This is a genomic window from Niabella aquatica (genome assembly GCF_054779315.1).
Genome location: NZ_BAAGYM010000038.1, coordinates 417,640 through 430,825, shown reverse-complemented (window position 1 = coordinate 430,825; position 13,186 = coordinate 417,640). Strand labels below are relative to the sequence as shown.

General features: G+C 43.8%; 9 protein-coding genes. 7 read left to right on the top strand and 2 right to left on the bottom strand.

The window, feature by feature from the left end; all coding sequences use genetic code 11:
* Positions 1-400 precede the first annotated feature (400 nt).
* Positions 401-3,316 carry an aminomethyl-transferring glycine dehydrogenase gene (gene gcvP, locus ACYVBM_RS21495; protein ID WP_460687760.1) on the bottom strand — a complete coding sequence of 972 codons (2,916 nt, stop codon included), beginning with the start codon at positions 3,314-3,316 and terminating at the stop codon, positions 401-403.
* A gap of 207 nt (positions 3,317-3,523) precedes the next feature.
* Between gcvP and ACYVBM_RS21490 the strand changes: the two genes are divergently transcribed.
* Positions 3,524-4,450, top strand: coding sequence for a sterol desaturase family protein (locus ACYVBM_RS21490; RefSeq protein ID WP_460687759.1), 927 nt, complete (start codon positions 3,524-3,526; stop codon positions 4,448-4,450).
* The gene (locus tag ACYVBM_RS21485) at positions 4,443-4,922 is read left to right on the top strand and encodes a YkgJ family cysteine cluster protein (protein WP_460687758.1); all 480 of its coding nucleotides are present in this window, start codon (positions 4,443-4,445) and stop codon (positions 4,920-4,922) included. The genes ACYVBM_RS21490 and ACYVBM_RS21485 overlap by 8 nt, the downstream gene beginning before the upstream one ends.
* 90 nt (positions 4,923-5,012) lie before the next feature.
* Here ACYVBM_RS21485 and ACYVBM_RS21480 read toward each other — a convergent pair whose 3' ends face one another.
* Positions 5,013-6,311 carry a class II aldolase/adducin family protein gene (locus ACYVBM_RS21480; RefSeq protein WP_460687757.1) on the bottom strand — a complete coding sequence of 433 codons (1,299 nt, stop codon included), beginning with the start codon at positions 6,309-6,311 and terminating at the stop codon, positions 5,013-5,015.
* A gap of 284 nt (positions 6,312-6,595) precedes the next feature.
* Between ACYVBM_RS21480 and proB the strand changes: the two genes are divergently transcribed.
* The 5 genes from proB (at position 6,596) to ACYVBM_RS21455 (ending at position 13,059) form a co-directional block, all read left to right on the top strand.
* Positions 6,596-7,633, top strand: coding sequence for a glutamate 5-kinase (gene proB / locus ACYVBM_RS21475; RefSeq protein ID WP_460687756.1), 1,038 nt, complete (start codon positions 6,596-6,598; stop codon positions 7,631-7,633).
* A gap of 53 nt (positions 7,634-7,686) precedes the next feature.
* A complete protein-coding gene (locus ACYVBM_RS21470; protein ID WP_460687755.1) occupies positions 7,687-8,928 on the top strand; it encodes a glutamate-5-semialdehyde dehydrogenase in 1,242 nt (413 codons plus the stop codon).
* Between the two features lie 123 nt (positions 8,929-9,051).
* Positions 9,052-10,029 (top strand): acetyl-CoA carboxylase carboxyltransferase subunit alpha, encoded by a 978-nt coding sequence (locus ACYVBM_RS21465; protein WP_460687754.1) that lies wholly within the window; start codon positions 9,052-9,054, stop codon positions 10,027-10,029.
* 199 nt (positions 10,030-10,228) lie between these two features.
* Entirely contained in the window at positions 10,229-11,113 is an 885-nt protein-coding gene (dapA, locus tag ACYVBM_RS21460) for a 4-hydroxy-tetrahydrodipicolinate synthase (RefSeq protein ID WP_460687753.1), read from the top strand.
* A gap of 185 nt (positions 11,114-11,298) precedes the next feature.
* Positions 11,299-13,059 carry an AMP-dependent synthetase/ligase gene (locus tag ACYVBM_RS21455; protein ID WP_460687752.1) on the top strand — a complete coding sequence of 587 codons (1,761 nt, stop codon included), beginning with the start codon at positions 11,299-11,301 and terminating at the stop codon, positions 13,057-13,059.
* Positions 13,060-13,186: the final 127 nt, after the last annotated feature.

Here is a 13,186-nt window from a genome sequence, read left to right as displayed (position 1 = left end):
TTGAATATTGATGTATTGAAAATTGATTATTGAATATTTCCCTCTTATGTATAGCATATCCGAACACTCAATATTCAATGCTCAACAATCAATGTTCAATTTCACCGGGATTGGCCATGAACTATGAACCACTAGCCGGATCAAGTATCCAGCTACCAGCATGCAGCGTAAAAGCCGAAGGCTAAAAGCAGAGAGCTCTCTTTATTACGATTGAATATTGATGTATTGAAAATTGATTATTGAATATTTCCCTCTTATGTATAGCATATCCGAACACTCAATATTCAATGCTCAACAATCAATGTTCAATTTCATCGGGATTAGCCATGAACTATTAGCAGAATCAAGCATCCAGCATCCGTTCACCTCCGGCTCCGGACTTCTCCCCTGTCTCAAAGAGTTACGCTTCGGCGTACATTTCTACCGGTTCGCAGGTGCAAACCAGGTTGCGATCGCCTGCCGTGTTATTGACTCTTGCAACCGATGGCCAGAACTTATTCAGCATCACATAATGCAGCGGGTAAGCCGCCTCCTGCCTGCTGTAAGGATGATTCCATTCGTTGGCAGTAACTACAAGCTGCGTATGAGGTGCATTTTTTAATACATTATCGTTCCTGTCCGCTACTCCTTCTTCAATCGCCCTGATCTCGCCGCGTATGCTGATCAACGCATCACAGAATCGGTCCAGCTCTGCTTTATCCTCACTCTCGGTAGGTTCTATCATAATAGTTCCGGCAACCGGGAAGCTCATAGTAGGTGCATGGAAACCATAATCCATCAAACGCTTTGCGATATCCTCTGCTTCTATTTGCGCTGTCTTTTTAAACGGGCGAAGATCTACAATAAACTCATGCGCGCACAAGCCGCTATTGTTTGTATAAAGAATATCATAATGCTTAGCCAGCCTCGAGCGCATATAATTAGCGTTCAGTATAGCATACTCCGTAGCCGTTTTAAGCCCTTCTGCACCCAGCATTACAATATAGGCGTACGAGATCAGCAGTATGGATGCCGAGCCATAAGGTGCGGCAGAAACAGCCCCGGCCGCGTCCCGTCCTCCTTCAATGGGAAAAGTATTAGCACCACTTTCATCTTCTGAAAACCGGGAAAATACATGCCCCGGCAAATATGCTGCCAGATGGGCCTTTACGCAAATAGGACCAACACCAGGTCCTCCGCCCCCATGTGGGATCGCAAATGTTTTGTGCAGGTTGAGATGGCAAACATCAGCACCGATCAAACCCGGCGCCGTAAGACCTACCTGCGCATTCATATTAGCACCGTCCATATACACCTGTCCTCCATGCGTGTGAACTATTTCAGTAATTTCTTTCACTGTTTCTTCATACACTCCATAAGTACTGGGGTATGTGATCATAATACCTGCAAGCGTGTCTGCATATTGAGATGCTTTTGCTTTCAGGTCTTCCACATCAATATAGCCATTCTCCAAAGCCTTAACCACCACCACTTTCATTCCTGCCATTACTGCCGATGCGGGGTTGGTACCATGCGCTGAAATAGGGATCAGCATCACGTTACGATGACGGTTCCCCTGTGCTTCATGATACGCCTTAATAGTTAACAGCCCTGCATATTCACCCTGTGCCCCGCTATTAGGCTGCAGGCTGCAGGCATCAAAAGCAGTGATCGCACAAAGATATTTACTTAGATTTCCTGTCAGTTCCTTATATCCTCCTGCCTGCTCCAATGGCGCAAAGGGATGTATATTTGCCCAATGCGACCAGCTGAGCGGGATCATTTGTGTAGCTGCATTCAGCTTCATGGTACAGCTGCCTAAAGAGATCATAGACGTATTCAAAGAAAGATCCTTATTCTCCAGATATTTAATATAACGCATCATCTGGCTTTCGCTATGATGGGTATTAAACACAGGATGGACAAGATAAGATGAGGTTCGCACCAGTCTTTCAGGGATACGATAGGTGCCTTCATCTGCATTGATATCAAATGCAACAGGATCGGTATCATTTTCAAAGCAGTTGATGATATCAAAAAGATCTTCTACAATAATCGTTTCATCAATAGAAATGCCAATAAGATGTTCCCCTATATACCTGAAGTTGATCTTTTGTGCTTCAGCCTTTTTCCTGATGCTGCCGGCATCATTTACCTTTACAACCAGCGTGTCGAAAAAGTTTTCAGAAACCAGCTCAAAACCGCGTGCTTCAATTTCCTCCGCAACGGTTTGTGCATATACTGCAATCCTTTCTGCAATAGCTTTAAGCCCTTTTGGCCCGTGATATACTGCATACATAGCCGCCATATTCGCCAGCAAAGCCTGTGCGGTGCAAATATTGGAAGTAGCTTTTTCCCTTTTAATATGCTGCTCACGGGTTTGCAGTGCCATACGCAAGGCACGATTTCCCTGTGCATCTATGCTTATACCTATAATACGGCCGGGCAGCACACGCTTAAATTCATCTTTGGCAGCCATAAAAGCTGCGTGCGGCCCCCCATATCCTAAAGGCACGCCCAGCCGTTGTGCGGAGCCGATCGCTACATCCGCGCCCAGCTCACCCGGAGACTTTAATAAAGCCAGTGCCAGCAGATCAGTAGCCATTGCTACAAAGCCTCCTGCGTTTTGAACATTGCTGATAAAGTTTCTGTAGTCTTCAATACTCCCCAGGTTATTAGGATATTGAACCAGGGCTCCAAAATACGTTTCATCAATATCAGCTGTTTTATAATCGCCTTCTGTTACCTCAATGCCAAAAGGTTGCGCTCTTGTATAAACCACATCCTTTGTTTGAGGAAAAGTTTCCGCATCCAGAAAAAACTTAGGCCTTTCAATACGGTCTGTTTTGTTTTTAAGATGAAAAAACATGGTCATGGCTTCAGCAGCAGCAGTAGCTTCATCCAAAAGAGAAGCATTGGCCAGTGGCAGCCCGGTCATATCGCTTACCAGCGTTTGATAATTCAATAAGCTTTCCAGGCGGCCCTGCGAAATTTCTGCCTGGTAAGGCGTGTATTGTGTGTACCATCCCGGGTTCTCAAAAATATTCCTCAAAATAACCGATGGCGTTATGGTACCGTAATACCCCTGCCCGATATAGTTTTTAAAGATTTTATTCTTTAAAGAAATATTTTTTATATGCCTGAGATATTCATATTCGCTCATGGCCCTGGGGATATTCAGGGCGTTTTTCATCCGGATACCCGAAGGAACCGTTTTTTCCATCAGATCTGACAGGTTATGGAAACCTGTTTCGTGCAACATTTTATGTGTGTCAGCTTCATTGGGACCGATATGCCTTTTTGTAAACTCCTGGTAGCCGAGCTCTAAAATACTCATAGTATGGTAGAAATTAAAAAAATTGTATGAAAGACCCCTTCGGGGAATATGCAAAAATAACGGTTATTGACCAGCTTGTTATGCGCAAGCGATTGTACAGTATAAAATATGTGTATAACTATCCCGCCTGCGTGAAAAATATAAGCAAGCTTGCTGCCCGGTTACATGAAGTTGATAAACCCGGATTAACTTTCTATTTTTGCCGCTATGGATACTGCAAGAGAGCAACTATTAATACTGCTTACAACGCCTCTGTACATTGTGGTAATCGGTGCAGAAATCATCTTAAGCCATTTACGCAAACAGGATACCTATTCGCTGAAGGATACCTTGCAAAATGTGTATTTTATGCTGCTGAACGGCGGCATCGACCTGCTGTTCAGGGCCATTTATGTGGGTGTGATCCTTACTTTCTTTTACGATCACCGCATAGCAACACCCATTGCCAACCCCGTAATTTACTGGCTGGTACTGCTGCTTTTCGAGGATTTTATGTACTACTGGCTGCACCGTGTAGATCATTATTGCCGCCTGTTCTGGGCCACCCATTTCACCCATCACTCCTCTTCCAAATTTAATCTTACGGTAGGTTTTCGTTCATCCGTACTGGAACCGCTTTACCGTTTTGTGTATTTCATACCTATTGCGTGGCTGGGGTTTCGGCCTATAGATATTATCTTTATTTATGCTGCTACACAAATATGGGGCATTTTAGTGCACACCGAAAAAGTAGGAAAGCTGGGAATGCTTGAATACATCCTGGTTACGCCCTCCCATCACCGGGTACATCACGGTTCCAATCCTAAATACTTAGATAAAAATATGGGCATGTTCCTGATTATCTGGGATAAGCTCTTCGGAACGTTCCAGAAGGAATTACCTGCCAGCGACTATCAGCCCATAAAATACGGTCTTACCTCGCCTATTCCCAGGGAGAATGCCTTTACGATCGTATTTTATGAGTGGATCAATATTTTTAAGGACCTGAAACGAAAAAACCTGACCTGGAAACAAAAACTGGGCTATATTTTTGGTCCCCCAGGCTGGAGCCATGATGGCAGCAGGCAAACCAGCAAGCAGATGAGAAAAACAGAGCAACAATACGAGCTCAGCAATCGCCAAACAGATGAGTAAAGACATTTTATATAACTGGGAAAAAAAATCGAAGGAACATCGTAAACAATACCAGCAATTTTTAAAGCGGGCTGATAAAAATAAGGTTTTGAAGCAGCTGCCCGTGCTTGACGAAGAAGCTTACGAAAAAGTAGATTGCCTTACCTGCGCCAATTGCTGTAAAAATTATTCGCCCCGCTTTAAAACGCCCGATGTAAAGCGTATTTCAAAATATCTTGGAATGAAAGAAAGCGTTTTTATCGATACTTATCTACGCGTAGATGAAGAGGGCGATTTCGTGGTAAAATCATCCCCCTGCCCCTTTTTGAACCAGGATAATACCTGCTCTGTTTACGAGCAACGCCCTTCAGACTGCGCAAGGTTTCCTTATACCAATGAAGACGTTATAGTGAAACGCCAGGCCCTCACTCTAAAAAACAGTGAATTTTGCCCCATTACCTATTATGTGTTGGAAAAATTGCTGATGGGCTGACTGAAGTTAACAGGTTTACATGTTGATAAACCAACAGGGAGCAACAACCTCATTTCAATTTATCAGCCTGCCGACTTTTTAACATACTACCTACCCGATAAACTTCTTCCTCAGATCTTCCACCTGCTCATCATTTATAGGGATCAGCTCGCCCAGCGCAGCACCCATCACCAGTGATTTGGCGCTGAATTCGGCCACTTCCAGGTAATCGAAGGTTTGCAACAGGTTTTTACCGGTCACAATGTAAGAATTGTTGCTGATGATCACAGAAGGACGTTGTTGCAGCTCAGCCAGGATCTGTTCTTCCTTATTAATAAGTGTATGAAACGGTAAAGCCTGAATATCCTGCAGGAATATCCAGCTCTCGGGAATGGTACGCACATTGAAGGTTTTACCTGTACAGCCAAAAGCCATTACATAATTGGGTTGCGAAACAATAATGGAGTTAACATCCGGGTTTTGCTCATAAATTTTTTGATGTATCAAAGTCATACGGCTGGGCACTTTACCAGGCTCGCGTTTTCCGCCTTTGATCTGTATGATATCATTAGGCTGAAACTCCCAGCGCGATTTATCTTTTGGCGTTATTAAAAAATCGTTGCCCTTCAAACGGGCCGAAACAATACCATAAGAGCTGATCATCAGTCCCTGCTCGCAGGAACGGCGTACTATTTTGCAGATATCTTCACGCAGGTTCAGTTCTTCCGGCAAATGCTCCACCTTATCCAGTTCAGGCAAATTCATCGCCTGCGTTTTATCGTGATACTCATGTATCTCATTTTCACTCAGTGGTTTACTTTGCCCTAAAGCGCCTGCATTTAATAAGGTAACTGCCACCGATTCGAGGGTTTCAAATCGCTGAAAAGCATTATCCAGGTCAGTTCCCCCCACTACAGTGCCGTGGTTTTCCATGATCACAGAATCAAATCCTTTCTCAAATTCACGAGCGATTTCTTTCCCCAGCGCTTCGCTGCCCGGTAAAGCATAAGGCGCATACCCCACCGCACCACAGGAGAATTTAGCCTGGGACAAAGTATTGGTGTCGGGTATTTTTCTCACTATACTAAAAGCTACCAATCCCGGCGGATGGGCATGGATAACAGCTTTAATATCAGGTCTGCGCTTGTATATAGCACGGTGGAACGGGTATTCGGAAGAGGGTTTATGCTTCCCCTCTATACTGCCATCGGCTCTCACACACATAATATCCGATGGTGTTAAAGAACCCTTGTCCACCCCCGAGGGTGTGATCCAGATGTTCCCGTGATCGTCAATTACCGAAATATTCCCCCCCGATGTAGTTGTAAGCCTTCGCTTGTAAATACGATTAATAATCTCTACAATCTGGCTGCGGGGATGCATTGTAAGCAGGTCTGCGTATTCTAACATAAAATTTAAGTTTAGCAATCAGTTGTAAAACTACGGTATAGCCTTATAAAAGTGTCCTGTACTTACCTGCTGATCGCAGATGTCTTAGCTTCCGGACCCCGCTATACTGCCTGAAAATAAAACAACAGGCATTGCCAGGTGATCATAATCATACCTGCAACTGCCCAATATCATACGGCAGTAAGGTGGTGTGTACAATTCTTGATGACCTGCCAGAATTGTTAAAGGCCGGATGGTTTTTTGTTTTAGAAGAGTAAAGCTAAATTTGCATACATTTTTATTTTATGAGGCATAAGGTTTTAGTGATAAAATTAGGCTCGGCCGTAATTACCAACGCAAACGGCAATATTAACAAAGCTGTTATCAAAAAGATAGTAGAAGATATTGCTGCCCTGAACCAGCATTATAAGATCGTTTTGGTAAGCAGCGGCGCTGTAAGCAGCGGTAAAAAATATATAAAGGATTACAAAGGCGCTCTATTACAACGTAAGGTAGCGGCAGCCATTGGTAATCCTATACTCATTCAGCTCTATCGCCATTACTTTCAAAAAAGGGGCCTTACGGTAGCCCAGGCTTTATGCGAGCGTTCACACTTCAGTAACCGTAAACAGTTTTTACAGTTGCAGGATACCTTTAAAACATTCTGGCAGCATAACGTTATCCCTGTAGTGAATGAAAATGATGTGATCAGCGACCTGGAGCTGAAATTCTCAGATAACGATGAGCTGGCTACCCTGCTGGCCATTGCTTTTGATGCGGAAACATTGGTTCTATGTACATCAATCGGAGGGTTTTTAGATGATAACAAAAATATCATCAGGGAAATAAAATCTATTAATGCCGACGTATTATCGTTGGTGAAGAAAGGCGAAAAATCAGAATTCGGACTGGGCGGCATGCTGTCCAAACTTACTTTTACAAGGCTGGCCACCAACCTGGGCATTAATGTAATCATGTGCGGCCTGCAATCTGACATACCCATCAGCGATGCGCTTCATAAAAAAGCAGGCAGCTTTTTTTACGCGCAAAAGTCCAATTTAAAGAATCGCCAGAAATGGCTGGCCAGCGGGTCCATCACTTTAGGAAATATGAAGCTGGATAAGGGCGCCGCCAAAGCGGTTACTGAACGCAAAAGCCTGTTAACTGTAGGCATTGCAAATATCGAGGGCCATTTTGAAGTAGGCGAAGTAGTACAGCTGATGAACGATGAAGGAGTGATCATAGGTGTTGCAAAAGCAAAATTGGGAAGCAGCGAATTAAAAAAGCATTTAAAAGAAAAGAACATGATAGCGGCTCATGCGAATGATATAGTTTTGATATAAAACCGAACCCGAGATCCCTTCCTAAAAAGAGGAGCACAATTAAATAAAAAATTATGATGTCTATACAAGCCTCGCTTATAAAAGTTAATAAAGCAAAAATCGCGTTACAGCGACTGTCCGAAAAGCAATTAAAGAGCTTATTAAACGCTATTGCAGACGGTATCATCGCTGGTGAAGCAGCTATTATCAAAGCCAATAAAAAAGACCTTGCGGCTAAAGACCCCAACGATCCAAAAAATGACCGCCTGATGCTCAACCACGACAGGCTGAACAATATTGCCGCCGCAATCAGGAACATAGCCAACCTGCCTGATCCTACCGGGGAAGTGCTGGCCGAAAGAGTATTGCCTAATGGCATCAAACTTAAAAAGATAGCAGTATCCTTAGGGGTGGTAGGCGCTATTTACGAAAGCCGCCCTAATGTTACTTACGATATTGCAGCGCTTTGCCTGCGCAGCCGTAATGCCTGTGTACTGAAAGGCAGCAGCGATGCGCTGCATACCAACAAAGTATCTGTAAGCATTATTCAGAAAGCTTTAAAAGCTGCCGGACTGGATGTCCATACCGTTTGCCTGCTGCCGCCACAACGCGAAGTAGTACAGGAAATGTTTACCGCTACCCAATACATAGATGTCCTGATTCCACGCGGTTCGGAAGGATTGATCAATTTTGTGCGTCAAAACAGTCTGGTACCTGTAATTGAAACCGGCGCCGGTGTTTGTCATGTATACATCGAAAAATCTGCTGATCTTCAGAAAGCGGTTGATATTGCCGTTAATGCAAAAGTAAGCCGCCCCTCTGTTTGTAATGCGGCAGATACGATTATAGTGGATGAAAGTATCGCTCCCCGATTTCTACATTTGCTGAAACCTGAATTTGAAAAACACGAAGTCGAGATCTTTGCTGATGCACCATCTTATAAAAACCTTAAAGGATATCCCCTTTTGCAGAAAGCCAAAGCAGCAGATTTTGGCCGCGAATTTCTATCGCTGAAATGCGCCATTAAAACTGTAAAAAACATAGATGATGCGCTGGAACATATTGCAGCTCATTCTACCAAACACTCTGAAGCGATCGTATCAAAAAACAGGAAAGCCTGTGAGCGGTTTATAACCGATGTGGATGCTGCAGCCGTTTATACCAACGCCTCTACAAGATTTACCGATGGTGAGGAGTTTGGATTGGGCGCTGAAATTGGCATCTCTACCCAAAAGCTGCACGCCCGCGGGCCTTTTGCTTTGGAAAAATTAGTTACGGAAAAATGGGTACTGGAAGGAAACGGTCAGGTGCGGTAATCTGAAAATTGTAGTTTAAATCTGTTACATATGAATTCTGCACCTTATACACATATATTTTTTCCTGTTTCTCTCATTCGCCAATTATTCATTAATTTAGCCGCCACATAAAAGCATATAATTATGCCCGAAGTTCAAAACAGGCAATTTCTTGATTTTGAGAAACCGATCAAAGATCTGTTAGACGAAATTGAGTTAACCAACGAGCGACAAATAAAAACGAACATTGATCTAAGCGCCCAGATTGAGCAGCTCAAGAATAAGGTAGACGAAACGCGTAAGACCATTACCCATAATCTTACAGACTGGCAGCGTGTGCAGTTAAGCCGGCATCCGGACAGGCCTTATACCCATAAGTACATAGATCTGATGACGAAAAACTATACCGAGCTGTATGGTGATCGTAATATTAAGGATGACAAAGCAATGGTAGGTGGTTTTGCATCGTTAGACGGGCAGACAATAATGATCATCGGCCAGCAAAAAGGATCCAATACTAAAAAACGGCAGCTCCGCAATTTTGGTATGGCCAACCCCGAAGGATACCGCAAAGCATTACGCCTGATGAAGCTGGCAGAAAAATTTAATAAGCCCGTTGTTACATTAATAGACACACCCGGCGCCTATCCTGGTCTCGAAGCGGAAGAGCGTGGCCAGGGCGAGGCAATTGCACGTAACATTTACGAAATGATGCGTCTTAAAGTACCGGTGATCTGTGTGATCATTGGCGAGGGAGCAAGCGGCGGCGCTTTGGGTATTGGCGTGGGAGACCGGGTATATATGATGGAAAATACCTGGTACACCGTTATTTCACCCGAAAACTGCAGCACTATTCTGTGGCGTAGCTGGGATTATAAAATGAAAGCGGCTGAACAGCTCAAACTCACCTCTACCAAAATGAAAGAGTTTGGCCTGATAGATGGTATTATTCCCGAGCCCGACGGTGGCGCCCATTGGAATTATGAGCAGTCTGCACAGAATTTAAAAAAGCAGATACTGGCAGGGCTTGCTGAAATGAAAAATATGAAACCCGAAAAGCGGGTGGAAGCGCGCATAGAAAAATTCAGCAAAATGGGATTCTGGGAAGAAGTGAATGGTTAGCTGGCTGTTCGCAGATGACAGTTGAGCGTATAATTGTTCCGGGCTTCATTGCTGCTATCACCTTCCTTGCGTCGCACACTTGTGCTAAACAATATATCCCGGCAAACATGTACGATGTTAGGTATACGCCGTAAGTGCTGCTATCTACCATCTGTCATCCAAATCTAATATCTATCATCTAATATCTATCATCTAAAAAATGTCCTTACAACAAAAACTTACAGGTACCGGTATTGCAATTGTAACACCGTTCACTTCTACCGGCGATTTTGACTGGCCCACATTGGAAAATTTAATCAATTTCTGGATCAATAACCAAGCAGAATATTTAGTAGTAGCCGGAACTACCGGGGAAAGTGCTACTCTTACGCGGGAAGAAGAGCAGGTGCTTTTTGATTTCGTAAAAGAAAAAACTGCGGGCCGCGCCGGGCTGGTAGCCGGTATTGGCGGCAACGATACCAGAGAAGCCCTACAGGCACTTGCCACTATGAAACTGGAAGGGTATGATGCTATTCTGTCTGTTTCGCCTTATTACAACAAACCGCGTCAGGAAGGTATTTACCAGCATTATAAAGCTATTAATGATGCTGCACCCCTGCCTGTTATTATGTATAATGTGCCGGGTAGAACCGGTATGAGCGTCAGTGCAGAAACAACTGTACGTATTGCCCGTGATTGTAAAAATATTATTGCTACCAAAGAAGCTTCCGGCAATTTTGACCAGATCAGCTATATCATGAAAAATAAACCGGCAGACTTTATGCTGATCAGCGGCGATGATGGTATTACTTTACCGATGATCGCCCTGGGGGCAAAGGGGGTTATCTCTGTTGTAGCCAATGCCTATCCCGGCGACTTTTCTGAAATGGTTCGCCTGTGTCTTGCAGGTAAATTTGCCGAAGCACTGCCGCTGCATTTAAAATATACCGACGTGATTCTTTCTATGTTCACCGAAGGCAGTCCGTCCGGGGTAAAAGAGTATTTAAAGCAAATGGGGTTATGCAGCACCGATTGCAGGCTTCCGGTAGTACCAGTCAGCGAAAAGCATGCAGCTTATATTAAGCAATTAATGCAGGGATTGTAAATACCCGTTATCTCTTTTCAAAAAGGCTGTATCAAAAATATGCTGATAAATTTTATACCGCTTGTGTACCCGTAATACATTGCCCAGAACGGCAGTATCACCGGCGTTACCCAGTGTATCCCGATCTATTGCGTATCCCCTACAAATAATCGGAGGGTCTAAAATAAAAATCTGTTGTGTATTAGATGAATATTTCGCATACTGTTTTGGCAAATGCCAGTCAATATCCTGATAAACCGGCTGTTTTTTTCAGGAAAAACAACAAATGGGATCATTATACCTGGGCCAGTTTCCGGGATAAGATTTTTCAAACCGCCAACGCCTTAAGAAAGGAAGGCATCAGGGAAAATGATCGCGTTGCGATCTATTCGGAGAATAGTGCAGAATGGGTGATTATGGATCTCGCGGCGTTAAGTGTGGGTGCCATTTCGGTGCCCGTTTATGCTACCAATACCCCGGCGCAGGCGCTCCATATTCTCCGGGATGCAGCAGTAAAAATTGTGTTGGCGGGTAATCAGCTCATTTACGATAGCTGTATTCAAATCATCAATGAAGCTCCGGCTTTGCAGCGCATTATAATGGCATCCCCACATATCAAATCCGGGGATCACCGGTCCGTTTATTTTAATAATTGGATTGCAGATCAGCCCCAAACATTTGAAATGGCAGACAGGAGTGAAGATGATCTGCTCACGCTGATCTACACTTCCGGCACTACAGGCAGTCCAAAAGGCGTAATGCTTTCGCACGGCAATTTCCAGGCAGTAATCGAATCTCATATTTCCTTCTTCAATTTCACCAATCCTAACCAGGAAACCTCACTGGCCTTTCTTCCCTTAAGTCATGTGTTTGAACGCGCCTGGACCCTCCTTATGTTATCACTGGCCACTACGGTTTACCTGCTGGATAACCCACAGGATATTGCGCCCGCTTTGAGAGAAGTAAAGCCCACTATGATGTGTGCTGTTCCCCGGTTATACCAGAAAGTTTATAACGGTGTAAATGATAAAATAAAAAAAAGCAGTACACTTCAGCAAAAAATATTCCACCAGGCTTTAAAAGTTGGTACAAAATACGCTGCTTATTTGAAGGCCGGTAAAACGGCGCCCGCCTTGCTTCGATGGCAATACCAACTCGCGCATCATGTGGTTTTTAAAAAGATTAAAGACCAGATGGGAGGAAAATTATGGTTCATGCCGGTTGGCGGTGCAGCTCTTTCCGAACCTATTGAGCGGTTCTTTGATGCGTTGGGCATTCATCTGACCTTGGGTTACGGCCTTACAGAAACTTCGGCTACCGTATGCTGCCATCCGCTAAAAAATTATACCTACGGTACAGTGGGTATTCCTATGAAGGGCGTAAAAGTAAAAATCGGAGAGAACAATGAAATACTGGTGAAAGGCAAAACGGTAATGAAAGGCTATTACGGCCTGCCCGAAGAAACTGCCAGTGTATTTACAGCAGATGGCTGGCTAAAAACAGGAGATGCAGGAACTATAGATGCGCAGGGAAATATTATTATTGAAGACCGGATAAAGGATCTTATGAAAACCGCTACCGGCAAATATATTTCTCCCCAGCAGATCGAAGGCCAGTTTGCGCACAATCCTTATATCGACCAGATCGTAGTGATTGCCGATAATAAACCTTTTGTATCGGCCCTCGTTGTTCCCAACTTTGAACAACTGAAAGAATGGGCCATAAGCAAAGGTTTAGAGCTATCTGACAAAAAGCTGTTTGTTACTTTGCCAGAAGTGCAGAAACTTTACAGCGACCTTATTACAAGCGTTCAAAAAAGTATGGCCAGGTTCGAGCAGATCAAAAAGATACATTTGGTTTATGCAGAATTTACACAATACTCGGGAGAAATAACCCCCACGCTGAAAGTGAAACGTAAACTGGTAATGGAGCGGTTTGAAAATGAAATTGCACGCATGTATCTTTAACCAGTTTACCAAACAGAAACTTGTGAGCTTTGTGCTTTTATACCGAAGCATTCTCATATATAAAACTCAACAAAGACGTTATCTCAAGATAGTAACCTGACTACCTTTATACCAATCATTAAAATAT

Coding starts and splice junctions, on each gene's coding strand:
- gcvP (WP_460687760.1), bottom strand. CDS start 3,316: ATGAGTATTTTAGAGCTCGGCTACCAGGAGTTTACAAAAAGGCATATC.
- ACYVBM_RS21490 (WP_460687759.1), top strand. CDS start 3,524: ATGGATACTGCAAGAGAGCAACTATTAATACTGCTTACAACGCCTCTG.
- ACYVBM_RS21485 (WP_460687758.1), top strand. CDS start 4,443: ATGAGTAAAGACATTTTATATAACTGGGAAAAAAAATCGAAGGAACAT.
- ACYVBM_RS21480 (WP_460687757.1), bottom strand. CDS start 6,311: ATGTTAGAATACGCAGACCTGCTTACAATGCATCCCCGCAGCCAGATT.
- proB (WP_460687756.1), top strand. CDS start 6,596: ATGAGGCATAAGGTTTTAGTGATAAAATTAGGCTCGGCCGTAATTACC.
- ACYVBM_RS21470 (WP_460687755.1), top strand. CDS start 7,687: ATGATGTCTATACAAGCCTCGCTTATAAAAGTTAATAAAGCAAAAATC.
- ACYVBM_RS21465 (WP_460687754.1), top strand. CDS start 9,052: ATGCCCGAAGTTCAAAACAGGCAATTTCTTGATTTTGAGAAACCGATC.
- dapA (WP_460687753.1), top strand. CDS start 10,229: ATGTCCTTACAACAAAAACTTACAGGTACCGGTATTGCAATTGTAACA.
- ACYVBM_RS21455 (WP_460687752.1), top strand. CDS start 11,299: ATGAATATTTCGCATACTGTTTTGGCAAATGCCAGTCAATATCCTGAT.